Here is a 26,799-nt window from a genome sequence, read left to right on the forward strand (position 1 = left end):
CCTCCCTCCAGCGACGGTCTGCGCAAACCGACGAACTTACGCCAAGCCGGTGGGAAAAAAGGAGCACCGAAAGGGCACCGCGGTCATACCCTCCGCTTCAGCGCGAACCCGAATGAAATCGTCGTACACTCGCTTGAAGCCTGCTCCCGCTGCTCGTCTCCTCTTTCGGGAAGCGGGTATGAAGTGCGGCAAGTGTTCGATCTTCCGGCACCGCGCGTCCATGTCATCGAGCATCGCGCCGAGAAGGCTTGTTGCGCGACGTGCGGATTGGAGCAGCGCGCTGTATTTCCCGCCGAGGTGACTGCTCCTGTCCAATACGGTCATGGCTTCGTCGCTTTGACCACCTATCTGCATGCGTATCAAATGCTCCCACTGGAGCGAATCGGGGCTCTGTTTGAGGACCTGACTGGCCTGCGTCCAAGCGAGGCGACTCTGCTGTCCATGCTGGGGCAGATGAACCGGCAGTTGGCGAAGCCGGAACAGGACATTCGAACGGCGTTGTTCAACAAGCCGCTGGTTTACGCGGACGAGACGGGGGTTCGCGTCATGGGAAAACTGCGCTGGCTGCACGTCGTGTCCGATTCGGAATGGACCTGGCTGGCCCCTCATGACCAGCGCGGAAGTCAAGCCATGAATGAGCTGGGCCAGTTGCCTTTTTATCTGGGAATCGTCGTTCATGACTGCCTGTCGAGCTATTTCAAGGACGACTATGCGTTCATGCATGTGCTGTGCAATGCCCATCTGCTGCGCGAGTGCAAAGGCATTGTCGAGCAGGATCGGCACGCTTGGGCGGCAGGCATGATGGACCTTCTGCAGGAAGCGTGGCAGGTGACGAAGGAGTGCCGCCAGCGTGAAGAGGCCATTCCGGCAGAGGTCATCGAAGCCATCGAAGCGCATTACGATGCGATTCTCGAAGACGGCCAAGCGGAATGGGCGAAAGCTCCGGTCGAGAAGTGGGGCACTCGAGGCCGCAAAGCGAAGAGCAAAGCCGCCAACTTGGGTGAACGACTAGCTAAGCATAAACCGGCCATTCTCCGGTTTCTTCGAGATGCCAAGGTTCCATTTGACAACAATCAGGCGGAGAGAGACTTACGCATGGTGAAGGTCAAACAGAAGGTTTCCGGGAGTTTTCGAACGACGGAAGGCGCCAAGCAATTCGCTCGGATGCGCAGTGTCATTTCGACGATCATAAAGCAGAAGCTGGAGCTGCTCCCTTCGCTCGTTTCAGCGCTGTCGGGGAAACTGAGGCTTAGCTAGACCTAAGTAGTAAGAGCGACCGAGCCTAGGTTGAGTAACTTAGCAGGTGGAACCCCTGCTTGGAAAGGCAAAGCCATGCCACCAATAACGAGTCTTGGAGCGATAATGGTAACATTCTCGTTTAAGCGTAGACAGTCAGGATGCAGGCCTGAAAGTGATTGAGCCTCGAAAATGAGGAGAACGGGAAGGTCGACGAGCTTTACTACTCGGAAGACAATACCCTCTCAGACGCAAATGGCAAGTCTGAAGGAGCTTCCCCGGGGTCGAAGAGCCAGGCATGTATACCAATGGTTACACAGCAACTCGGGAGGCCCAGACACTCTTCTACGAGTTAAGTACTTGTTAGGAACAACGGCAGGAGTATGGCTGACAAGCGGTAATACGCAAGGAGGCCAAATGGTCGTCTGGGAGTCGGATCGCCGCATAGTACCTATGAAACCGGTGTAATGCTGGCGGAGGGAAGGCAGGCGACACAAAATCGATCTTGATAAGGACACATTTACCGCACACTGAGGTGGAGAAGAAATGGAAACAAAATTAGCAAGAATAGCAGAGATGGCAAGTTCTGACCCTAAGCTGCGGTTTACTTCAATCGGACATTTTATCGATGCGGCAGCATTGACGGAAAGTCATAGAGCAATGGAGACCGGGAAAGCAACGGGAGTCGACGGAGTCACGAAAGAGACGTATGAAGCGAATCTGGAGGCGAACGTAGAGAATCTGGTAAAACGAATCAAACAGAAAAGCTACAGACCGCAACCCGCCAGACGAACCTACATCCCGAAGGATGAGAAAAGTACGCGCCCGCTTGGAATTCCTGCTTACGAGGATAAGCTGGTGCAACACGCGCTGAAGAGAGTGCTCGAAGCGATCTATGAACAAGACTTTATGGACTTCTCCTATGGATTTCGCCCAAAACGAAGCATGCACGATGCATTGAAACGACTGAACGCAATCATGGAGAGAGGGCCGATGCATTACGTGGTGGACGCTGACATTAAAGGTTTCTTTAATCATGTCGATCATGAATGGTTGATGGAGTTTCTCAAATTACGGATCGGCGATCCCAATATCCACCGCCTCGTCAGGCGTATGTTGAAAGCCGGCATACAAGAGGACGGTGAATACGAGCCCACCGAAGAAGGAACCCCGCAAGGTTCAGTCGTGTCACCAATGCTTGCAAACGTGTACCTTCACTATGTGCTGGATATCTGGTTTGAAGTGGCGGTGAAGAGACCATGCAGAGGTCGGGCTGAAATCATACGTTTTGCTGATGATTTCGTATGCTGCTTCCAATACAAAGAGGATGCAGAACGATTCTATGCCGCGCTTCGAACGAGGCTAGGAAAGTTTAATCTGAGCATAGCGGAAGAGAAGACAAAGATCATCGAATTCGGACGTTTTGCGGAGGCAAACAGGAAAAAGCGTGGAGAAGGGAAGCCGGAAACATTCACCTTCCTGGGATTCACCCATTACTGTTCCAAAAGCCAGAAAGGTATGTTTCGGGTTAAACGCAAAACAAGCGGAAAGAAATTCAAACAAAAGGTTAAAGCGATGAAAACATGGATCAAGGCTAATCGTCATATGGAACAGAAGACGTTTCTCAAAACGCTCCGATCCAAACTGGCAGGGCACTACCGATATTATGGAATTACGGATAATTTCGAGATGGTACACGCCTATTATGAGATAACGATTAACCTGATGCTGAAATGGCTAAATCGCAGAAGCCAGAAAAAGAGTTTCACGAAGGAGAGATTTTTCGAAGTCTTAACGAACTTCAAGCTACCCAAACCGCGCATCTACGTCAATATCTACGACATGCCAAAGCTGTAAGGATGATGTGAAGAGCCGTATGCGTAAATTGCGCCCGTACGGATCTGTGAGGGGTAGGGGTACAATCCGCGACGGAAAGGCCCCGCCTACTCGACCAATGCAACTAAAAAGGGTGATGTTTTCTGAAAGACCTGATAGCACTATTTATCGAAAAACATAAAACTAAAACTATCCGGACAGATGATCTTGAAGTCTTTCTGGTACGTAATCATAAATTACGTTATGAAAGAGAAGGCGGATTTCCGGCTTTTGTTAAAACGATTGAAGATATCTGTAGTGATGGAGTAATATCCCCTGTTATCTCAAGAGGTAAGACAGGCACGAAACTATACAATGTTTACCGAAAAATTGAACAAGCAGCTGAGCCAGTGGAAGAAGCATATGTTCGAATGCTACTCAATGAGTATCATCCTAAAATGGCGTTATCGTCCTACGCAAAAGATTATGAATTTTTCATCATAGATAAACCGTATCTGGATGAAATTAATAAGTTCCTAAGGACTGGGGATACGGAAGTTATTTCGATTAACGAACGATCTTTCGAACTTTTTTATGATGAGAAGTGGTTAGATCAAAACAGGGGAGTCCTCCAACGAATCAGCGTAACTTTAGATGATTTATGCTGTTATCCTACTTATGAGCCCTTTTTTGAATACCGTCGTACCAGTAATAGTAAATCATCGTACCACATTCTGATTGTAGAAAATAAAGATACGTATTACACACTCAAACGTCTCTTTATCGAAGGAATCTACACATTTGGAGGGATTCCCTTCTCCATGCTGATTTATGGGGAGGGGGATAAGATCTTAAGGAGCTTCTCTTATATTAACGAGATCGAAGAGCTGAGAGATATTTATTATCAGGTTCACTACTTCGGGGATATTGATCCTAAGGGAATGAGTATTTTTTCTTCTCTACAGAAAACCGTAGATGTTCAACCGTTTTTCTTATTTTATTTTGCATTGTTAAGCAAATATGAGCATAGGGTGCCACCTCGGCGTAAAAAGGAACAGGCAAAAACTAAACCATTATCCTATGCGACCTTCCTTGAATGTTTCAACGAATCCGTAAGGAAAAGTCTTATCACGATTGTGGAACAATGCAATGGATATCTTCCTCAAGAAGGATTGAATCGTAGAGATTTTATAAAGCTAAGCCACCCCGAAGGAGACTTATAGCATGGATAGTTACGACAATATTTTTGTTGGTTTCCGGGAACGTATGAAGAACTTAGGGGTGTTTTCATCAATCCTTTATATGAAAGATAAGATTCGATTTCGTGAACTGCCTCTTGTATCGCTGGCGATTGCTGTGATGTTATACACTTTGGAAAATATGCTGATGAACCGGCCTACCACTACTGATGGTATTCACAGATTCCTTAAAACTATTTTATGGGAACGGTGTGACATCCAATTGAATAACGAAGAAATCGAGGAACTACGGGAAGTCCTTGTCGATGAGTTCCTCCGAAACTTTGGTCGCAATCATGAATTTGAGTATTTTGATTTGGAACAGAAGAGTAAGGAAATAATATCATTCCGGTTATTTGAGTACGATGAGGATATGAACCTAGATATGCTTAAAGAGCGGAAAATCAGTCTCCGTTTATCAACCGAGGGTATTGAAATGCTCTTTAAAACGAAAGAAATGTATGGTGAGCTTCAAATCTCAATTGCTCAATTATATTTCAAACAGCAAATGCAAAAGGGACTTTTTCATGAAGCGCTAAATGCAATTAACGATATTACAATAGCAATTAAGAAAGAGCGATTCGCTCTTCGTGACTTACAGGGTGAAATTGTTAAAGATGCCATTTCGGTTTCAAAAAAAGAATTGCTAAAAAAACAACTTGAGAGTGTTCACGATAAATTAACTCGGGAACGAGAAGTTTTCAATAGTTTAAAAAATTTGGTGGATGAAAAAATTCATAGTTACCATATGGGTGAACTTACAGCGAAGGAAATTAAGGGTATTGAGCTTGTAATGCAAATTCAGCGGAAATTGGCGAGTGTAATCGCAGTGCATGAATCGTTGTTTACTGATAAACAAAAGCTGCAGATGGTCATGACTCACTCCATGGAATCGCTAATTCTCAATGCCTTTTCTGTAAAACTAAATTTCGAACGCGAAATTTTGAGTGAAATTTCCGCAAGGCCCGTAGATTTAGAGACATTAAAAATCATTTTAAATCCCTTATTACCTTTCCGAAGAAAGCCTATTTTCAATCCTCTTGAAGTATTTCAACCGCAGCGGCGCATTATTCGCAAGCAAGAGCAAGATGTAGCAGTGCATGAAGTCAGTGAAGAGGAAATGTTAGTTATTGAAAAAGCTGAAGAGATGCAACGAGTACAAAAGGAAGCCAAGGTGGTAGAATACCTTCGTATTTTAGGTGATCCAATACTTACTCACAGTAGTGTTACAATTTCCGATATCCTATTAAATATAAAAGATGAGAATTTTGACTTGTACCAGGAACTTACAAACACGATGCATTTTTACTCCTTCCTTGTTGATCTACATCAAAGCGACTATACGTCATTCCAACGGATTGAACATGAGGTTATTCCTCATTTACCAGTGATTCCTAGATGCTTAGCCCTGGCTGTAGAGGCATATCCGGAGCTTGAAGCCATAGGATACTTTTCTTTCGAGCCGAATGGGTGTGTCATTACTCTTCCGAACGGCTTTGTTCTTTCTGATTTTGCAATACGAAAGGGGAATTTATATGGGAACACTCAAGGATGAATTTGCGGATGCATTCTCAGTCTTTATTGCACTGCAAAAAGAAGGACGTATTACCAAAGATAATGAGGAGATCTACGGTACTTTTAAGCGCGCTGAGGTACAAGAAATGATCCGTGATGTTATTGAACCGAATGCACAAGTGAAAATATTTGAATATGAAGATAGCGGTATTATATATATGGTTCCTACTTTGGAAAATCGAGTACTCTCTTACACAAACGAAGAACTGCGTAAGGAAATGGGACTAAAGAATAATGAGCATCTCTATTTGGCATATTTCTGTATGCTGGTTTTATTGTCAAAATTCTTTAATAGTATGGACCAGACAGTATCTACACGACAATACGTGCGAATTGAGGAAATATTAGAGACAGTGGGCAAGAGTATGGATTATTTTAAGTCACTGGATGAGGATGACTTAACCTCCATTGCAGAGGATCTTGAACTGGATCTAAAAGGAATTATGAATTCATGGGATTCTGTGCCTGAGTTTAATGAAACGGTTAAAAATCTAAAGAAATCAAAGTACGATAAGCACCATTTTGGATTTTTAAATAAAGTGCTAGTTTTTTTAGAAAAGGAAGAACTTGCCGTTATCATGGAAGGTAAAGAGGTTAGAATCACAGAAAAGCTGAATCATGTTGTTATCAAATATTATTTTAATACTGGACGAAAAGAACGAATTATGCGCTTTATTACGAATTCACAAATGGGGAGAGGTTGAAATGCCAGTCATAACTCGAATTCGTACGGTCGGCCTGAAGTTTGATGAAGGGAAGAAAATTATTCCCGATAATATTTGGGAGCCGCGAGGTAAGAATACAATTTTTTTGCTTGAGAATGGCGGCGGTAAGACAAGCATCATTCAGACCTTAATGCAAACAGTACTACCCAATTCGAGTCTCGCTGGGCGAAATATAAAGGATACCTATGCCAAAAAGTCATATGGACATATTGCGGTAGAGTGGTTACTAGACGGAGAGAAAGAAAAGTATTTATTGACTGGTTTTTGCTTTAAGAATGCAGAGACGGATAAAGACAAGCTTGATTATTTCAATTATCTTTTTACTTACGAGAAAGATTCTGAAGTCAATATTGCTACGTTACCTTTTACTACGGATAAGATGGTGACAAGATATACTGAGTTCAGAAAATACTTACTCAGTTTAGATTATCCCTACGTTGAAATCCCAGATTCTAATAAAAAGTATAAGGAAAACCTAATGTTATACGGTATACTCCCGGAAGAATGGGAAAGCATCCGAAAGATTAACGGTGATGAAGGTGGGGTAGAAGGCTTTTTCCAAAAAGCGAAGACAACGGAAACGTTGATCACGAAGTTGCTGGTACCTACCATGGAAAATACTATCTTTCAAACTGAGGAGGATAAAAAGGAAATAATTGAGGCCTTCAAGGGATATAAAGAAAACCTTCTAATTATTCCAGAATATCAGAATGATATTGAAGACTTTAAAATGATTAAATCTTTGGCTGAAATGGTCGTCTCGAGCGTTCAGCAACTAGAGAATAAGAGGCAAATACATAATTCAGAACTGGTGAAAATTGAACGTCTTCGCTCTACGTTACAGATGCACCAGGTAAAATCTACAGAAGCCTTGCAAAGGATGGAGGATGAGAAAAAGAGGATTTCTCAAGAGCTTCAGGATTGGAACTGGAAAAAGGATAGTATTAACATTCAAACAAAGCGAGATGAAATGCAGGAGCTTCAACTAGAAGCAGAACGGTATGAGGAGGAGGTTAAATCCTACCGTCAACAGTTGATTGTACTTGAGCAAAAAGAAAAAGAACTTCAATCGTTTATACATTATGCGATGTATGACAAGGAGAACCAAGCTGTCATCTCCTACACTCAAGAGCTAGAAATGATGAAAAAAACTCAGCCAGAGTTAGAGGAGACCGTTCGAAATAAGACTGAAGAACTGCAGGATGCCTGGTCAGCAATTCTTCATCAGAAGACGAAAGCAAGAGATGAAGTCTCTGAAAAAATTGGAGATATTAAAATTAAATATGATAACACAATTGCTGAGCTTAATAGATGTCAGGATGACAAGGGTGAGCTTCAAAATGAAATAGGTTCTCTCAATGAGTACGTGCGAAACTATGAGAGTGAGCTGGAACGGACGAAAAATATTTGTGATTCGGGCGCTCTTGATAGCCCCCCAATGTTGTTAGAAAACTTTGTTCAGAGATTGGGGGAAATCCAGGCTCAAATTCAAGAATGTTCAGATCATCTTCAAACATATGAGGAAGAACTCTCCGCGTGTCACTCTAAGGAGAAGGAACTTAGCTTAGAAGAGTCAATAATTCACACTGAGCGCAATGATAATCAAACAGCAACACAGGAATATGAGACCAAGTATGCCATACTTGCAGATACCCTAACCAAGCAGGGGAAAATAGTTTTTGATTTGTTTGCCGAAAAAGACGAAGATCTTGCTTGGCTCGATAAAGAGATTAGTACAAGGGGTTACCAACGCGATGAGCTTAAAGTTGGGATAGAGGAGCTTCGTAGAAAGATTAGACATCTCACTGAGAATGAATATTTTGTTCCCCATCATACTCTTCTTGAGATTAAGAACCGACTATATCGAGGAGGTACGCTTGTTACGCTCGGAAGCGAGTGGTTAGCTGACCAAAACGTTGATGAGGAAACTAAGGAACAATATTTGCAAAATCATCCGCTGCTCCCTTATTCATTTTTAATAGAGGAGGCTCAGACAGCAACGATTGTTCGTGAAATGCAAAGAATTAAGAACAACCGCGAAATGTTTGAAATTCCAGTAATATTTCAACTTAAAAATAAACTGTCTGTGAATACATCTCATGAAGATGTTATCCTTGCATCTTTCCAAGATGGCCTTATGGCCTTTCAGGCATTGGATGGAAAGCTGTTTACTTCCCGAGAGAAAATCGAATCTATGATTAGGGAGTTAAAACAGGAGCTTAATCGTAAGGAAGAGAGACTTAAACAAGATCAACACGAATTATATTTCCTTGAGGATACGTTTCGAACTGCAAAAGATTTTTATAAAACCTATGACGCCTTTTCTGCAAGAAGATTTGCTCAACGTGAATCTGAGCTAACAGACAGACTGGGTTCCATCGCATACGAGCTTTCAGCTAATACAGAGAGTATAGCTGCTCTAAGGAAAGCACAGACTGCTGTACAAAACAAAAGAGAAGAATACAGGCAAGAACAACAAGAAGTACATTTTAAAACGGAACACCTAAAAAATTTCATTGATAAATACCAAGAACCGGATGTTAACTTTAAAATATCAGCTCTTAAGGCAACGAAGTTTGCGCTTGAAGCCATCACTACAAAAATAAATGAAATTGAAGATGAATTAGATGGACTTCGTGAGGGGAATTTGCAGCAGTTAGTTCTATTGCAAGAGAAGGAACGAACTCTTGATGAGCATCTTAAAATTGGGAAGGAATATCAGTTAGATCAAGAGTACGGTTTCGAAGGCGAATATTCAGAAGAAGAATTTCAAGAGATTCTAATTACCTTGGATAAGGCACGAAAAGAACTTAACGAAAAGAATGCGGGGTATGAGACTAAGCAAGAACTTCTATTGAAGTGCATTGAAAACAGGGATAAGGCTAAAAGTGCAATAGAAGATACAGGGCTTGAGTTTGTATGGGTACAACTGAATTACCGTCCAGTTTATCAAAGTGAACGAGAAGAACTTAAAAAGAGAATGTATGATAAAAGAAATGAAGTTAGTTCTTTTGAAGTTTTATTAAGTGATAAAAAGATAGCTGTTGCCGAAATAAAAGGAACCATCAACAACATGATCACCACACTCGATAATGAATATGGCAAGGTTCCTTATGGTGATGGAGCAGGGGAGTTACCCTTATCTATCCATGAGATCCAAGAAGCAATAAAGAAAAATCGAGAAAATAATAAAGCGAACGAAGAATACTTAGAAGCGGAAAACAATGTTATGAAGGATATTCATTCTGCACTTGAGCGCTACCAAGCACAGCGAGAACTGCCGACTGGTAATATTTCACGACCAATATTTAACGAACAAGAATGGAAGACATTTGGAGATACTCGTGTTGAGGCTATAACTGTTGTCTCAAGCGCATATTTGAATTCTAAGAATAGCTTGGAGTCACAGCGATACGCTGTAACAAAGTCATGTGAATCCTACGTGAAAACACTACATGAGACTAATAATTCCAAGGTTAGCCGGTTTGCGACCGAGTTTAATTCTGTTGTCATATTGCAAGAGAAGCTATTTGATTATCACTACATTATCGAAGCGTTTGTGAAGGTGTTTGATGCTTTAGACGCGATGGAAAATGACTTACAGAGTAAGCTAACTGAGTTGAAAAAAGATAAAGATAATCTTGTGGATATTGCGCACCGTCGTGCCGTTATTATTCACGAAAATATTTGCGAAGTTTCAAAGCACTCGAAAGTCGAACTATTCGGAAATACCATACAGATGGTGAAAATCAAGTGGGATCCGAATCCGAGGGAAGTATCTCTACATAATACTAATTTGTTTGTTGAGAAGATTATTTATGATCTCAAAAGACTGAAAGGTGAAGGGAAAACCGATGATGAAGTAAATTTATACCTTGAGCAGCAAATGAATAGCATGAATCTCCTTAAGAACGTTTCACCTTTGGAGAATTGTTACATTGAAATATTTAAACCGAGAAAGAAAACACTTCTCGAATTAGGTGTTGAATATTTCTCGTGGGATGAGGCCGCCTCTTGGTCAGGCGGGGAACGATATACATCCTATATGATCATGTTTATGATAATTGTGACTCACATCCGTAAGAAACTACACGGTAAAGAAAGTGTCTGGAAAACAATTGTTGCTGACAATCCATTCGGAGCTGCATCATCCGAACACGTAGTCCGACCGATCATTGAGCTTGCACTGAAAAACAAGATTCAGTTATTCTGCCTTACTGCAATTCGTGAAGAAGAAATACGAAGTCACTTTGAGGCTGTTATAAGCAATCGATATTACAATCGCGGTGGAGTAGAAATTCTGAAATCAGAATCGGAGTACATGGAGCTTAACAACATTTATGCACTTATGAAAAGCGGACCTTTGACAGAAAAGGAATTATTTTAATGACTCAAAAGGAAACATAAAAGAGGGTTGGTTGTGTCTGCGCTCCTTATGAGGATTAGACCGAAGTAAAGTTAATACTATACTATGAGTTGGGCGGCTTTCTTATGATTTTTGGATCTCTGAAATGAAAGCTGTAGGTTATTGGAAGTCAATTTCGAAATAAGTATGTAAAATCTAACGATATAGACAAGTCTCCCAATTGGCAGAGAAGGATACCAAGGTTCCACCTTACCCAACACTTCCGGATCCGTAGGACCATTCAACTGAGGCATCGTTTCAAATAAATACTTCAGATACATGTACGGATTGAGCGAATTGGCTTTGGCTGCCTCTACAAAACTGTATATGATGGCGCTCGCTCTAGCTCCCCGAGGCGTGTTACTAAAAAGAAAGCTTTTGTTATGTGCTTGAGCACATAACCGGAAAAATTGGCTATTTGCCAATACGCCTCGCGGCGCAAGGGCAAGCAGTACGATTTACAGCGTGATCGAGACAGCGAAAAAAATGGTCTAAATCCCATCAAATACTTGAAGTACCTGTTTGAGCAACTACCGCAGCTCTCCGATCCGAGAGATCCGCAAGTGCTAGATAGCTTAATGCCATGGTCGCCATCGTTACCAATATCCTATCGTGTATATAAAACTGAATAAAACATAGAACAGCTCTCAACTTGAATACAAGGTGGGGACTGATTGACGCTTACTTAAAAAATATATCGTGGACAGAAGCCGGTAGAATGCTGCTGGCTTCATTTTTCTTGCCAGTTTTCTTGCACAAATATTGTAAATAATCTACCAATTTCACTGGTTAGACAAGGCTCAGATTATTAGATAAACAGCTATCTCTTGAGAAGCAGAAGTGCGTTTTTGATTTAATGGGTGTTCACACACAACGAATGAGTTACACAATTCTAAAAATGACCATTGTTAGTCTGAGAAAACAATTAAATACTATCGAACTGAGCACTTCTCGTGTTCTTTTTTCAATAATCGACTAATTTCGATAAAAATGGAGGAATTTATTTCCTGAAACTGAATTTATATTGGTGAGATAATTGAAACATACTAATAGGTTACGATAAACCTTCACGATCGCTGACTCAGATAAAAAAAGGAAGTGAAATAATGAGTTCAACTGACGTTAAACATTCAATTGCCGGTTTTTATTATCAGGTTATGTTAGCTTGTAAAGAACTGGCACTTTTGTTAAACACATCAACATCAGACGAAAGTTATGTCGCTGTTGAATATGGGGCCGATGTAAGAATATATAATCATGAAGATATTCGAATGGAGGCCAAATTTTATAAAGACAATACATTTACAAGGTATAAAGAGGCTATTACTCACAGCTTGTATAATTTCTTTGTTTCATTTAAGGGATCTACACCTCAAGTGAGATATCGATTTAAATGTAACGTGCCGGTGAACATCAAAGATTTACAATTTTTCGCCGAATGGAAGACAACTACTGAATTTACTGAGAAAGCAAAATACATAAAAGAGTGTTTCGTATATGAGTCAGTTGAAAAAGACCCCGTAAAAGATGGTGAATACAAAAGCTTCCAAACGTATTATGATTCCATGCATCCTAAAATGAAAAAACCGCATTATAAACAAGCGCTTATTAAGCATTTAGCTGCTCTATCCGATCCTGGAGAATATATAAAGTACATTATCCCGAGCTTAATATTCGATGATCTTGAATTAACAAGATTTATTAAACAAATTGATTTTGATTTCCCTCAAGCCAAAGTATCTAAGTATGAGTCCATTACGAATTTAAAAAGTGCAATAGATTTGGAACTAACAAAATATAATGGAACTCTAACTGCAGAAGAAAAAAATAAAATAATGCTTCTTCTACTTGAAGCTTTCCTTGACTCAACTGTGACAGATGACTCTAATGTGAGAACAATAAAAATAGCTGATTGTAAAGCAATTGTCGAAAATCATCAAGCGCAATCTTTGAGGCATTTTAACAAAATAGAGTATCAAGAACTAATCCAAGAAATTGAGCTAGAACTTTCTGATTATGAATACATATTAAGAAAGAGCGAGAATAGCGACTATGTTGATGATATCATGTCCATCCTGATTGGCTTAAAGGAGCAACTTCACTCTGAAATGGACAGTTTCGGTGTTGATAAGGTGTTAAGACGGTTTGTTATGTCGAGACGGTCATATCCACTTGAGGTTATGCGGTTGTTTCAGTCTATAACAGAAATGATGGTAAAGACTAACCGGAACGAAGAATCAGCTAGTGTTGTTGATGTTGAGTATCTCAATAACATAAAGATTGGTGAAAATTTACGTTTCTCGCTTCGTACTCTCCCTGCGGCTAGATCGGCGAGGTCTGATGCTAGTCTAATTATGAGTAATTTTATTGACCATACCCAAGAAAATTTTGAAATATCGAAGGCGGCGGGCGGAGAAACGATTATTTTTGATACCGACAGCGACATATGCCAGCTACCACTAGATGAGATCGATAGTACGATAATTGATATTTATAAAGTTAAGGACAACAAGCAGCACCAAGAGTTTTATAAATCGTTTCGATACAGGTGCACGAAGTGCATAAAGTTATCCTTTGTAGGTAAGTGCCCGTTTCTTCAAGAGTTAAAGGGGGATTAGCATTTTGGAGCAATTAGCAAAATTATTGGAACTGAACGATATCCATATGTTTGAAGAACTAAATGATGCATTTGTATGTAATTTAAATCAGGATAAGGTATTGATCATAAAAAAAATCACGACCCTCCAAGAGGTTCAAGACTTGGTTTATACACTTCCTCGTCTCAAAGAAAAACTAAGAGAAAAGATAATCAATATTCAAAATACAGAGGAAGTTGAAGATTTAAATCTTTCAAAGTTTCTATGGGATATGTATGTAATTGGCTTACATCATATTGAGCAAGAAGAAGAGAGATTTAATGAGATAGATGTTGCAAAATTTCAACGAAATCGATTTGTGGCCCGGAAAATCATTATTGAGTATATAAATGATGAAGAACTGATGAACCAGTTCAATCAGATAGTGTTACCAGAAAGAACTTTAAACAAAATTTTGGAAACCTATGTAACACAAGGATTTGATTATCAGCCGGAAGAAATTGAAGGGCTACTTTTACAAATAGATGAGATTATTAAGGTAGGTGAATGATCAATGTATCTAAGTGAAGTGAAAATTAAAAATTTTCGGGGCTATGGTGAAAATCCTAATCGTCCCGATTATTATTATATATTTGACCAATTGGATTCCCCTCTAGTTGTATTTCATGGTTTTAATGGTCATGGTAAGACGTCGTTTTTTGAAGCGATAGAATGGTGTTTGACCGATACTGTTGCACGTTTAGAGAGGCTTTATAAAGCAAACCACGGTGGGGCATATACAGCAAATGATTTAAATCGAAGTCATTATTTAAAATTCTCGGCGAGTGTTTCAAACCAAAGAAGACGCCCTACCGAAGATCGTGAGGTTGTTGTTGAGATCTCATTTGACAATGGGACAAAAGTTATCAGAAGAAGTAACAGTCGGATTTTGTCGATTAGCGACAGCTCAGATTACAATTCTAGTCTTGAATTTATTGAGAATGGTAAAGAACCAAGGAGTATTAGCAATAATGAGCTCTTAGAATACTTCGCTCCAAGATCAAATGATGGCAGTAGTTTTATCCGAGCACACGTTTTGGCTCAAGAGGGTATCACTGACTTTGTAAGAAAAACATCTCCAGACGAACGGAAATCTTTGTTTATGCGTTATCTGCAACAAGAGGGTCTTTCTGATCATATTGCGCGTTTGCGTCTTTACATGAATGGGGGCAACGCTTTAAGTAGAAAAAAGTCAGAGAATGAGGGACAGAAGACACAACTGATTACGCAACAGCAGCAGATTAATGGATTTCTACAAAATATTGGATATGCTGATTTTGAAAGTTACAAGACTCAGTTTCATGTATTTTTTGGTCGGCTTGTACCTTTTTCCAAACGGTCATCCCGTTTTGAAAATCTCTCGCTAAATTTACTTATACATGAACGTGAACTAGAAGCAACAGATTATTCGAGGTTACTTCAAAGTGCCGCACAAGTATACGAAAGGTCTGTAACTGAAAGGGGGAAATTACAAGCACGGCATGCGGAACTCCAGACAATAAGAGCTCATGTGAAAACTCTTGAGCTATTAATTCAAGCTGAGCAATGGATTAGAAAAGGTATTCATGCTCTTTTGTTAAAGGATGAGGACATTGAGGGACTTCAAAAGACAACTGAGGAGATAGAAAGAGAGAAATTGCTTGTCGAGCAGTCTAAAAGAACGTCAGCAGTCCAACTTAGTTTGGTTATTGGTTTTGTACAATTATTTGAGTCAATTTCAAATCAAATTGATAGTGTAAATAAAAGTATAAATATGGATGTTTGGAAAGCGGTTAGAGATGAGTTTGATCACTCGCGACTTTTTGCACAAGAGTTTAAGGAGATAATCGAGCAGAAAAGATTATCTATGCCTGCGCATAATGAGGAAATATTATTGTATTGGCAATCACGTTATCTCTCGCTTGATGGTGAGCGTCAACAAATAGCTGAGAACATAAGAAGCACTAATGAAAAGAAAAACAGCCTCTCTTCATTAAATAGTCAGTATAAACTGATATTAGATCAAGTTAAAGCGTATATACATAACCATACCGATTCTATTACGTCTTGTCCCGTGTGTTTAAATGAAGATTTTACATCAGCACGTTATATTAATGTACTTGGAATCACTAGCGTTGCATAAATAATTTCCGAATGTTCAAAATCTTCAGTTTCCCTATTTCGACACAAAAAAAGATCCTTTACAATGGGTATGGGAGGTAGTTCCTGTCCATAATCCACTGAAAGGATCAGCGCATGGATAAGGATACCCTATTTTCTTCATTTGGTAAATGGGTTGCACCCATTTTTTCAACAACGTTTTTAGATCAACTTGCTCAGAATCACGCAGATGCCTACGTCAAGAAGCTTACGGTTCCGGCCTATTTGAAACTATTCTTGCATGCCCAGCTTCAACAGCGCGAAGGACTCCGGAGCATTGCAGATGATGTCCTGAGCAAAGACTTTCAGCAAGAACTGGGTTTTGAGTCCATCTCGTTTAGCCAGCTATGCCGCAAGAACAACCAGGTGAATCCTGCCTTGCTCGAAAATCTGTTTGAGCAGCTAGCCAGGAAGGTCCTACGTAGCGAAGGCGCCACGGCTGCAGATCGTAAAACCGTCCAGGTGATCGACTCGACCACCATTTCCCTGTGCCTGCAGAGATACAAATGGGCCGAATTCCGTCAAACCAAAGCGGGCATTAAGATTCATCTACGTCTGGCGTTTATGGGGAAAGAGAGCGTTCTGCCTGAGCGTGCGACAATTACGACGGCGAAGAAAAACGACCGTACACAGATGGACGCCCTTATCGACGAGGAAGGCGCCACGTATCTATTCGATCGCGGTTATGTGGATTACAAGGCGTTCGATGATTACACGGAGCGCGGCATCCACTTCGTCACCCGGCTGAAAAACAACGCTGTCATTGAACCCCTAGAATCCTTCCCCATCCCGATGGAAAGCAGGGTGACGATGGATGAACGCGTACGGATCGGATCGGCGTCCAAGCGGGCTAAGCGGGAGTACCGCATGATTGAAACGGCGGATTCGGAAGGAAATCTGCTCATCCTAGTGACCAACCGCTTCGAACTGACGTGCGACGAGATTTCGGATATGTACCGGAGCCGCTGGGCAATTGAAACGTTCTTCAAGTGGATGAAGCAGCATCTTCGAATCAAACGGTTTTACGGCACCAGCGAACGGGCCGTGCAAAACCAGGTCTGGATGGCGCTCATTGCCTACTGCCTGCTCGTGCTGGTGAAAAAAAAGACGCAGACGCCGCATTCGCTGCTGATGCTAAGCCGCTGGCTCCGGGTACTGTTGTGGAAGCCGGCAGAGCAATGGTTAAGGCGGATTCATCGGCCACCGAGCCGCAAGTCGGCAGGACGCCGAAGGTTGAATTCAACCTGAGCAAAAGGGCCTGAGGCCTGTTGGTATTCACGTAGCAGAATATACATAAACTACCAAATGGACAGGACTACCTTTGAGAGGAGTTCGACCTTTTGGTTTTGTTGACATCGATAGTGTGTTTGAATATTCAATTTATTTTATTGTGAAGGTTTATGCAACGCTAGTGACTTGGAATACATGCTGACATGGGTATACCCACTAATATAATATCAATAATTGATAAAACTGTATCAAATGGAGATAAAGTTCTTGATGTGTTGTCTGGCGAGGAAGCTCAACTAAACAGCAAATTTGTTGAAATTAATAGTTCGATTGTTACAGAAGTGATTGAACCACTAGTTAGATGGTTGCAGTCTCTACGTGAAAAGTTTTTGGCAGGTTATCAGGAAGTTAAAAGCACAATAGAACAGCAGCAAAGGGAGTTTCGTGCTTTAGAGAACCAAGTAATTCAAAGGGGAAGAGACGCTGAAGAGCTTTGGGAACGGGCAAGAGAATCCACAAGGGTATTGTTTGGCGATGATGCTGAGCTAAAAAATATTAATGTGAAATCATTGGATGATCTGTTGGTAAGTAAAAGTCAATGGTTCGAAGGGAATTTAAAAGAAGTCGGCTTTGAATACGAGCCCAATCTTGAGGAGATAACAAGTAAAATATTAATGATACGAAATGAAAAAGAAGTTTCAGATTATTATCCAAATAACTTAATTCAATTAGATAAGAATCAAATATCGAATAAACGGACATTCTTAATGATCGAACTGTTAATCAAGCGACTCGATGACTTATTGAAACTTAGGGTTCCTGGTGAATTTAATGAGTTCTTCTCAAGGTACGAACAACTGGGTGCTGCGATAGGACAGCATACTGAAAAAATAAATTTAATTGATACATATCAACAACAAGTGAGGCTTAGACATACTGAGCTTGTTGCTAAGCAAAATCAAATCCTTGGGGATCAATTACATGGACATCCTGTAATAGCTTGGGTGTATAGTGCTATTAATCCTCACACTCAATATAAGGACTTAAAGGTGATTGTTGACCATCAAGGTACTCATTTCACAAGCGAAGAAATTCAAAACAACCTTTATTTAGACCAAATATTTAGTCAGGCACAACTAAATATATTGGCGTTAAGTACCTTTATAGGAATTGGTTTGAGTCAACAGTACAGCAGTTTAGACCAATTATTCATTGACGACCCAATACAAAGTATGGACGATGTGAATGTTTTGGCATTTATCGATGTACTTAGAGCTGTATTGAATTCTGAATCAAATAAAAAACGGTTAATTATTTCAACTCATGATGATAATTTCGCTGAGCTGTTAGCGGTTAAAATGAGAAACAAAAATGTATTACAGTATTTTATTGAAGGCTATGGACCGGAAGGACCTATATTTAGAAAACAAAATTAAAAGTAGGGGTCGGAGACTAGAGAAATATTAGAGATGGCCGAGGTTTGGTATTGACCAAACCATTTGATTTTCAAGTGGAGTGCGATGAAGCAGGAAACATCACTGCCGTGGTGTATTAGTATAAAAAAAGGTAATGTATCAGTGCTATCCTGTTGAAATTAAGTGAAAATATATTAGCAATTGTATCTACTCTCAAGAAACCAACCCTATTGTAATAATCAGGAACAAACTTTAATGTCATCGGGTTATGAAAGTGCTTTTCTTAGACACAAACTATAATGTAAAATTTAATAGAGACCAAAACTCGAAAAAAGCTTGATTCTAAAGGATTTATCAGTAATCAACTATAATGTCATTGAACAATTGTTGTCAGATTACAACAAATAAAGTGTTACTATCTGGAAATAAAGTATAAGACCCAGAAAATAAAGTTGTAGACTGATGGATATATTAGATAACCAGAGCTACTTCTGTAAATCCCTTAATTATGCGAATAATTAAGGGGTTTTTTTGTATTCTGGAGCAGAAAGGGTTTCAATTTATGCAACACTTCGTAATAAAATTTATGCGATTTAAATGGGCTGTTAAATGTCGAAACGACAGCTTTTTATTCAGTGTGTCTTAGCGAGGATTGCTGAGCCATTAAGGGCCATGGCCTTTAGCTATAGCTTTTTCTACCCTGCTACAAAAATCGATTAGAATGAAATATAGAAGCATCTCACTATCCAACCGATTGGGAGCAAATGATGGTCGATGTCACCATCATCCGCAACCATGAACATGGAATGGACGAAAAAGGGCAAGACTTGCAAGCGATCTGGAGGATTTACCGCCAAAATACAGGCGATAGTGGATGCGCTTGGATATCCGCAGTGTTTCGAATTGACTTGAGGATAATATGATTTGTTCACTAGCTATCGACTTCTCATAGACTAGATTACTGCACGAGTGAAGTGTTTACTGATCGCACTACTACGAAAGAATTCCAATTTAGTGGGGGATTATCGAGATATCGCAACAAGAAGATGTCAAATATGTGGCGTATGAAATTGCAGAGAAAAACCAAAAGAACCTTGATCGTCTGACCAGCATCTATGAGACGATCAGGAAAGGCAACATCGTCTTTGGTCGAATGGAGCGTATCCAAAGGAAAGCAAGGTGTAAAACATGTTTGATTACGATCGCAGAGCGCATTTAAAGCAGGTTCATGAGGCTCGCAAAGCAAAGACAATACAAAGAGTGGATGAGTCGATTAGACGGCTTTTAAAAGCTAAGGAGGGCATCAATTTTAATAGCGTGGCAGTTGATGCTGGAGTTAGCAAAGCAACACTCTATAACAATCCCGAGTTACGTGTACGCATTGAATCGCTTCGTCAGCAGCAAGCTCAGATGCCGTCACCAAAACAAATCAAGCAAGAGATGGATGAAAACAATAAGGACGCCATCATTGCTTCGCTAAAACGTAAGATGAAGAAGCTCGAAGAAGAAAATAATAAGTTGCGAGAACAACTTAAGTTTTCCTATGCGGAGGTCTATCAAAAGATCTGACACAATGCTCTTCCCTCTCGGCTTGAGCTGAACTAGGTAGGATACTTGAGCAACAAGTTGAAATACCGAAGAATCAGTCTTATTACGGTTCTTTGCTCAACTAACGGGAGGTTAGTTGAATACTGACGTTCACTTTAGTCATTAACGATGAATTTATAGATTCTGAAATTACAAAAAATGTGCTTGGAATGTTACCAATCAAGCCAGAATAAAGAGAGGAGGAATAAAGGGGTTTTTTGCGCTCCATTGAATTAGTAAATGGAGGGCTAACAGCGAAGAGGAGGAAACGTTTTTGAATAATAAGATTGCAAATGCTATGCTCTATGCAAAGTCTATATTATGACCTTGGCGGTTATTTACATGGAGCTAAAAAATTAACCGCCTGTTTTCTCTCCAATCGGGGTGAAAACAGTTTATAGTATAGATTTTGCTACCTTAAAATTTATTTTCATTTTAAGGAGTAGAACTATATTGAAGTATACAAGCGCCGAATCTGTTTTTCCTGAAAAGTTGCTATTGGAAATACAGAAGTACGTACAAGGTCGTATGATTTATATCCCCAATTCTGTAGGTTCACGCAAAAAGTGGGGAGAAAAATCGGGGAACAGAGCGTACTTGAACGATCGCAATAGACAAATTCGCTGTCTTTTTGATGAAGGCTTATCGATTGAACGGTTATCGGATATGTTCAGTCTTTCTCAAGATAGCATCAAAAAAATCGTTTACTCAAAAAATAGATAGAAAATCAGGTTTGTCGGAAATTTCCGGCGAACCTTTTTTATGTTCAATTCGATTAGGAAATGTTCTTTATATATTTATCAACCTCAACTCAATCTATAATTTATTTCATAAGAATGTTTAAGACTGAAGGTTGAAAGAGGTACCTCGGGATGGATCCTAACTTCGATTTAAGTAAAACAATCAGCGAAGAAGTCACGATTCTAGAATTACAGGATGCTATGAACCGTGGGGAATTGACTTCAAGAGAGCTGGTTATGCATTATTTGTACCGCATCGCCACTTTGGACCAAAGCGGACCGCACATAAACTCGGTGTTGGAAATCAATCCGGATGCGATTTTTATTGCAGAAGCATTAGACAATGAAAGAAAAGGAACGGGAGCAAGGAGTTCTATTCATGGCGTTCCTGTGTTACTGAAAGGAAATATTGAAACCAAGGACAAGATGCGTACAAGCGCAGGAGCTTTAGCTTTGGAGCATCATGTAAGTCCAAAAGATGCATTTCTTGTTCGGAAACTGAGAGACGCTGGTGCAATTATTTTGGGAAAAACGAATTTGACTGAATGGGCGAATGGCATGTCGTCTTCTATGTGGGCCGGATACAGCGCTTTAGGCGGGCAAACCAAAAATCCCTACGGCGATCATTTTCCCGGGGGATCCAGTACGGGATCAGCTGCAGCCGTTGCTGCTCATTTTACGACGGTCGCTGTCGGAACCGAGACTTCGGCTTCCATATTAAGCCCTGCCGTACAGAATGCGATTGTTGGAATCAAGCCAACCGCAGGTTTGATAAGCCGTTCAGGAGTCATTCCTTGGAGCTATTCTCAAGATACGGCGGGGCCAATGGCAAGGACTGTGACCGATGCGGCCATCTTATTGACTACTCTGGCAGGTAAAGATGAGAATGATCCTTCCACTTGGCGAAATGAACTTTCTAATACTGACTATACCGCATTTTTGAATAAAGACGGGTTATGGACGGCGACCATTGGCATATACAGAAATGTCCCCTCTGAGAAGTTCCGTGACCTTGGCGAATATGATGAACAATTATTTAACGATGCTATAGCAATAATTAGAGAGTCTGGGGCCAAAGTAATAGACGATATTGAAATTCCTTCTTTCCTTAGAGAGTGGGAGCATAATAAGACGGGTTACGAATTTAAGCATGCCATTGATCACTATTTGCAATGTCTCCCGGCACAATATCCTGTCCATGATTTAAATGAATTGATAGAATGGAATGAACGACATTCGCCAATGGCATTGAAATACGGACAAGATAGATTACGTTATCATTCACAGTTCGATACCCCGTTAAAGAATCCGCAATACATTTTAGGGTCCATTACGGATTTGTATTACTCCCAAAATATGGGTATTGATTATACCCTGGAAACGCATGGGTTGGATGCAATCTTGTTTCCTTCCTATGTCGGTGCAGATATAAGCGCCAAAGCAGGTTATCCATCCATTGCAGTGCCTGCGGGGTTTCAAAGTAACGGGAGGACATTCGGTATTACTTTCGCAGGAACGGCATTTAGCGAATCGAAACTTATACAAATTGCATATGCATTCGAACAAAAAACGAAACACAGAAAAATGCCGAATCTCAATTAGGAATCAAGAAAAGGAGCTATTCCTGTAATGAAGTAATTTGAGCTTTGAGCAAAAAAGCGCCACTTAGTATACTGGGAATCGTGTTCCGCCAAAGAACAAATTCCAATACGAAAGAGGCGCTCATTATGAAGTATAAATTGAAGCAGAAACAGAATCAACGTATCACACGAATTAACGAAGCAACACTGGTTGTCGGAGCAGATATTGCCAAGAAGGTTCATGTCGCTCGTGCGGTAGACTTTCGAGGGATCGAACTCGGCAAAGATTGCGTCTTCCATAATGACGCAGAAGGGTTGACGAAGCTATCGGCGTGGATGAAAGAGCTCGGGCAAGCACACGGCAAGACCGAAATCATGTTTGGCATCGAGCCTACCGGACACTACTGGTTTCCTCTCGCAGCTTTCTTGCAAGAACAAGGGATTCAAGTCGTTGTCGTCAATCCGTCTCATGTAAATAAGACGAAAGAGCTTGAGGACAATTCGCCGACGAAAAGCGATTACAAGGACGCGAAAGTCATCGCCGATTTGATTCGGAACGGGAAGTACTCCGAACCTAAACTACCGACCAAGGAATACGCGGATTTGCGCATCCTCATGAATTTGCGTGAGAAAGTATCTGCAAGCCTAACGCAAGCAAAAGGGCGCATCGGCAATTGGTTCGACCGGTTTTTCCCGGAGTACTCCCGTGTCTTCAAGAATTGGGATGGGAAAGCGTCGCTCATGAGCATGCGGAAGTTTCCGTTGCCCGCCGACATCGTCGCTATGGGAGCCAGAGACGTCCTGGCCCACTGGAAGACGGATGTGAAGCGCGGCGTAGGGATCAAGCGCGCGGAAGCGCTACTCGTTGCTGCCACCACTTCCATCGGTCTGACGGAGGGAACGGTTGCAGCACGAATGGAGCTTAGCACGCTCCTGAGCCAGTTCGAGCTTTTCAGCGAACAGCTCGAACAAATCATGGAGCAAGTCATGGTGATCCTGGATAGCATTCCGGGAGCCGCACAAATGCTGACCGTACCGGGAGTTGGAGCGATCACCGTCGCTGGATTTTTAGCGGAAGTTGGGGATTTGAACAACTACGATCACGGTCAACAAATCATTCGACTGGCAGGGCTGAATCTCAAAGAGAACAGCTCCGGCAAGCGCAAAGGCAGAACCTCCATTACCAAACGAGGGCGATCGCGGCTTAGGGCGCTGTTGTTCCGCGCGGTAATGCCGATGGTGGCGAAGAACGAGGCGTTCAAAGCGCTGCACAAGCACTATACAACGCGAAGTCAGAATCCGCTGAAGAAGAAACAATCGCTCATCGCCTTGTGCGGGAAGTTGATTCGGGTCTTGCATACGCTTGGAACCAAACAGAAGGCATACAACGCTGTAGATGTAATCGGGCCGGTTCGACAGTCTCAGATGCACCAAGCGGCTGCTTAAGCAAGAAGCACAACTCCTGGACATTTACGATTCAACGTAAGCAACGAAGACAACGGAAGCACCGGAGAAGCCGAAGCACAATATTCCATAAGGGCAACGACCCCGTAAAGGAGCAAGAATCGGCATCCACCCCTTGAGAGGTAGAACGAAGGAATGTAAGGGCATAGACCCAGCGTGACATGGGAGGGTAAACCCCGAGGGCGAAATGTGGAGATCCACTGTGCGATCATATCCACCATCTCACAGTTTTGGACCCCTAAGCGATCCTAAACTCTGTTCCCGCCTACGCGCTTACAGGAAATCTGGGTGCAGATCACCTTCTCCACCAATACCTCTTCAAATGTCGAAGTTGAAATACTGCGAATTAGCGAGAAAACAGGAGAAAACATTACTTTATAGTGGGAGGATATGCTGCATGATTTCATTAAGAAAAGTAACTCTCGAAAACCGACAAGACATTTTTGATTTAGAAGTTTCGGAAGCCCAACGGCATTTCGTTGCGTCCAATCTGGCTAGCCTAGCTACTTGTTACGTCCTAGCGACGAATGGCGGACATCCATTTCCGTTTGCCATTTATTCGGATGAACAGGCGGTCGGTTTTGTGATGTTGACTTATCGAATAACCGGTTATGATCTTCCGTCGATCGGCCTCGATAGCTACTGCATATTGCGACTGATGATTGATAAGAAGTTCCAAAATAGGGGTTATGGTCGGGAGGCAATGAAACGTTGCTTAGAATTCATCCGTACTTTTCCAGCCGGGCCGGCGCAATTCTGTTGGACTTCTTATGAGGCAGAGAATATCGTTGCTAAAAAACTTTATGATAGTTTTGGCTTCCAAGAAAACGGAGAAATTTTCTACGGCGAGTCCATATCCATTTTACGCCTTTGATGTTGCAAGTATTAAGCTAACAGGGAACGATAGTTAAATATAAAGGGTTCCACATATTGTTCATGACTAATATGCGGAACCCTTTATTATATCTGACTTTTTTATATTTAGCTCTTGATAACACGGTAAAATAAAGTTGTAGACTGGCGCCCGTTAGTTAAGCTAACGGGCAGATTAGTGTAACAAATGGTAATTTATGACGTCTATATAGTTAAGAGGAAATATGTATACTCGTATGCAATAGAATATGGCTATTTGGGGGAGTACAGTCAATGAAAAAGTATTATTATGACGAACATGAAGATACATATCAAAAAATGAAAAATGGAAATATATCCGCTTGGGACGAATTTCATGATCCCACCAACTACAGCTTTGATATTTTTATGATGCGTCCTTTTTTAGAAAAAGCATTCAGCATTATTAATATTAATGAATTTGCACTTCAAGCTTTCGAATATGGCTGTGGGACAGGAGCTGGAGCTTGTTATTTAGCGAATAAGGGTTTCACTGTTGATGCGGTAGATATTTCTCCGACAGCCATAGAAATTGCTAATGAAATTGCTAAAAATAAGGGGATAGTGATAAATTTCCGAGTTCAAGATTTATTAGGGTTACCGAAGCTTGATAAGAAATATGACCTTATCTTAGATAATTATTGCTTACAAAGTATCGTTACGGATGATGATCGAAAGAAGCTTTTTTCTATAGTATCGTCTGGTTTAAAGGATTCAGGATACTATATAGTTTCATCTGCTATATATAATGAAACTCGAAGTTACAAAAATAGTTTTTATGATGCTAATTCAGGGATAGCTTATGATAAAGTTCAAGACCCCAAAGGATATGGTACGGCGGCAACTTTGATCAATGGCGAATGGTGGTTACCACATCGTAGACATCTAAAAAAAGATGTTCTAAGGCAAGAATTACAAAGTGCTGGATTTAAGGTCGTCTTTCAAGAAGGTGGGAACTTCATCTTAAAAATTTAGAACCGCTCCTGAACTAACGAGAAACGTTAGTTCAATAAAGCAGCGGCAGTCTAAGACTTTATTTTCTCGTTCAGGGCTGCCGCTGGTGTACATATTGGGGTCAGTCTAAAACTTATTTCTCAAACGCTGACGATTTTCCAGCTCAAAAACCGCGTCAAATCAACACCTCCAGTCTAATACATTATTTTCTTTGGACAATTGTTGTTTGCGAATAATAAAGATTTAGACTGAACGGCGTTGACGTCGGCCTGCATTCACGTTCCTTGTGCTTACGTATGGAAGCCCGCCTTTGCGCTCGGCACAACGACGACCGCCGGCATACGTAATATGCAACTGCTGCATATTACGTATGCCGGGCGACCTGGAGTTCAATAGGCTGCTCAAGACTTACCACCCCAGTATCATTGTTAGCTTGTTACAATGATACTGGGGTGGTTTTTTTATGTTCATTAAATCAGTGCTCTGCAGTACACGGAGAATAATCTGCCGTTTGATAACCCTTGACTAACGATACTACAGATAGAACTGTATGAATTGCATTGCTTCCTTACATAACGTTCTTACACTTGCAGCTTCAAATTGAGGGAAGCTTGCCATTGGGCCGCAACAAGGTCTGCCAGTTCATCAGGTGGCAGATCTTTTTCATTTTTTATCCAATGTAGGAGCACATGTAGCGCCTCTCCGCTTCGCGCGGCAATGAAATAGTCATATCGTCCCCACAGCTCATCATCCGCTTTGGCTCGTAACATCACTACACTCTCTATTGTTCGAGACAAAGCGTCATGGATAAAGCCCGTTCGCTTTGCCTGAATCAGCCGTTGGATGACTATCGTATGGGTATCCCAAAATCGCAAGAACGGTTTGATGAATACCGTTCTATTAATAGCGGTTTCGTCCCCATCGTTTTGCTCATAGTGTTGAATCATAACCTTTTTTAATTTCTCAAAAGTTTCATCGCAGTGAAGCCGCAAAATATCTTCAAGAGCGTCGAAGTTGCGATAAAATGTAGCACGTCCCATCTGGGCCTCACTAACTAATTCAACTACAGAAATATCAGCAAAATCTTTATGATGCATTAAATCCCACAGGGCCGATTTCAGCCTTTCAATTGATTGAATCGATCTCTTATCCTGCTTGATACGATACAT

At 41.1% G+C, this 26,799-nt stretch carries 17 protein-coding genes and 3 pseudogenes; 18 read left to right on the forward strand and 2 right to left on the reverse strand.

Annotated features, from left to right (window positions below):
- From tnpC to CGZ75_RS19690, 6 genes and pseudogenes are all read left to right on the forward strand, one after another.
- A pseudogene (gene tnpC, locus CGZ75_RS19665) lies at window positions 1-1,257 on the forward strand (IS66 family transposase); the annotation flags it as partial.
- 525 nt (window positions 1,258-1,782) lie between these two features.
- On the forward strand, window positions 1,783-3,093 hold the full coding sequence (gene ltrA / locus CGZ75_RS19670; RefSeq protein WP_089526005.1) for a group II intron reverse transcriptase/maturase: 1,311 nt from the start codon (window positions 1,783-1,785) through the stop codon (window positions 3,091-3,093).
- Between the two features lie 368 nt (window positions 3,094-3,461).
- Window positions 3,462-4,274: a Wadjet anti-phage system protein JetD domain-containing protein gene (locus tag CGZ75_RS19675; protein WP_141136834.1), complete on the forward strand. Its 813-nt coding sequence runs from the start codon at window positions 3,462-3,464 to the stop codon at window positions 4,272-4,274.
- A 1-nt stretch (window position 4,275) separates the two neighbouring features.
- Window positions 4,276-5,844, forward strand: a complete 1,569-nt coding sequence (locus CGZ75_RS19680; RefSeq protein WP_089526007.1) for a hypothetical protein — start codon at window positions 4,276-4,278, stop codon at window positions 5,842-5,844.
- Entirely contained in the window at window positions 5,825-6,568 is a 744-nt protein-coding gene (locus CGZ75_RS19685) for a DUF6063 family protein (protein ID WP_089526008.1), read from the forward strand. The genes CGZ75_RS19680 and CGZ75_RS19685 overlap by 20 nt, the downstream gene beginning before the upstream one ends.
- A 1-nt stretch (window position 6,569) precedes the next feature.
- Window positions 6,570-10,976 carry a coiled-coil domain-containing protein gene (locus tag CGZ75_RS19690; protein ID WP_089526009.1) on the forward strand — a complete coding sequence of 1,469 codons (4,407 nt, stop codon included), beginning with the start codon at window positions 6,570-6,572 and terminating at the stop codon, window positions 10,974-10,976.
- A gap of 197 nt (window positions 10,977-11,173) precedes the next feature.
- Here the strand turns inward: CGZ75_RS19690 and CGZ75_RS26290 are convergent.
- A pseudogene (locus tag CGZ75_RS26290) lies at window positions 11,174-11,374 on the reverse strand (transposase domain-containing protein); the annotation flags it as partial.
- Window positions 11,375-11,396: 22 nt separating this feature from the next.
- Between CGZ75_RS26290 and CGZ75_RS19695 the strand changes: the two are divergent.
- The 12 genes and pseudogenes from CGZ75_RS19695 to CGZ75_RS19750 form a co-directional block, all read left to right on the forward strand.
- Window positions 11,397-11,626, forward strand: a pseudogene (locus tag CGZ75_RS19695) (transposase domain-containing protein); the annotation flags it as partial.
- A 474-nt stretch (window positions 11,627-12,100) separates the two neighbouring features.
- Window positions 12,101-13,612 carry a hypothetical protein gene (locus CGZ75_RS19700; RefSeq protein ID WP_089526010.1) on the forward strand — a complete coding sequence of 504 codons (1,512 nt, stop codon included), beginning with the start codon at window positions 12,101-12,103 and terminating at the stop codon, window positions 13,610-13,612.
- 4 nt (window positions 13,613-13,616) lie between these two features.
- Window positions 13,617-14,141 carry a hypothetical protein gene (locus CGZ75_RS19705; protein WP_089526011.1) on the forward strand — a complete coding sequence of 175 codons (525 nt, stop codon included), beginning with the start codon at window positions 13,617-13,619 and terminating at the stop codon, window positions 14,139-14,141.
- A 3-nt stretch (window positions 14,142-14,144) separates the two neighbouring features.
- Entirely contained in the window at window positions 14,145-15,752 is a 1,608-nt protein-coding gene (locus CGZ75_RS19710; RefSeq protein WP_089526012.1) for an AAA family ATPase, read from the forward strand.
- Window positions 15,753-15,865: 113 nt separating this feature from the next.
- On the forward strand, window positions 15,866-17,017 hold the full coding sequence (locus CGZ75_RS19715) for an IS4 family transposase (RefSeq protein WP_089523815.1): 1,152 nt from the start codon (window positions 15,866-15,868) through the stop codon (window positions 17,015-17,017).
- A gap of 185 nt (window positions 17,018-17,202) precedes the next feature.
- On the forward strand, window positions 17,203-18,435 hold the full coding sequence (locus CGZ75_RS19720; protein WP_089526013.1) for a hypothetical protein: 1,233 nt from the start codon (window positions 17,203-17,205) through the stop codon (window positions 18,433-18,435).
- A gap of 1,167 nt (window positions 18,436-19,602) precedes the next feature.
- Window positions 19,603-19,983 (forward strand): DUF6262 family protein, encoded by a 381-nt coding sequence (locus CGZ75_RS19725; RefSeq protein WP_089526014.1) that lies wholly within the window; start codon window positions 19,603-19,605, stop codon window positions 19,981-19,983.
- Between the two features lie 471 nt (window positions 19,984-20,454).
- A complete protein-coding gene (locus CGZ75_RS19730) occupies window positions 20,455-20,724 on the forward strand; it encodes a CD3324 family protein (protein WP_089526015.1) in 270 nt (89 codons plus the stop codon).
- A gap of 149 nt (window positions 20,725-20,873) precedes the next feature.
- Window positions 20,874-22,343 (forward strand): amidase family protein, encoded by a 1,470-nt coding sequence (locus CGZ75_RS19735; protein ID WP_089526016.1) that lies wholly within the window; start codon window positions 20,874-20,876, stop codon window positions 22,341-22,343.
- Window positions 22,344-22,468: 125 nt separating this feature from the next.
- Window positions 22,469-23,767, forward strand: a complete 1,299-nt coding sequence (locus CGZ75_RS19740) for an IS110 family RNA-guided transposase (RefSeq protein ID WP_089522044.1) — start codon at window positions 22,469-22,471, stop codon at window positions 23,765-23,767.
- A 415-nt stretch (window positions 23,768-24,182) separates the two neighbouring features.
- On the forward strand, window positions 24,183-24,659 hold the full coding sequence (locus tag CGZ75_RS19745) for a GNAT family N-acetyltransferase (protein WP_042166759.1): 477 nt from the start codon (window positions 24,183-24,185) through the stop codon (window positions 24,657-24,659).
- Window positions 24,660-24,931: 272 nt separating this feature from the next.
- Window positions 24,932-25,651 carry a class I SAM-dependent methyltransferase gene (locus tag CGZ75_RS19750; protein WP_089526017.1) on the forward strand — a complete coding sequence of 240 codons (720 nt, stop codon included), beginning with the start codon at window positions 24,932-24,934 and terminating at the stop codon, window positions 25,649-25,651.
- Between the two features lie 560 nt (window positions 25,652-26,211).
- Here CGZ75_RS19750 and CGZ75_RS19755 read toward each other — a convergent pair.
- On the reverse strand, window positions 26,212-26,799 hold the full coding sequence (locus tag CGZ75_RS19755; RefSeq protein WP_089526018.1) for a TetR/AcrR family transcriptional regulator: 588 nt from the start codon (window positions 26,797-26,799) through the stop codon (window positions 26,212-26,214).

Origin of the sequence: Paenibacillus herberti (genome assembly GCF_002233675.1) — a bacterium.
GTDB classification, from domain to species: domain Bacteria; phylum Bacillota; class Bacilli; order Paenibacillales; family Paenibacillaceae; genus Paenibacillus_O; species Paenibacillus_O herberti.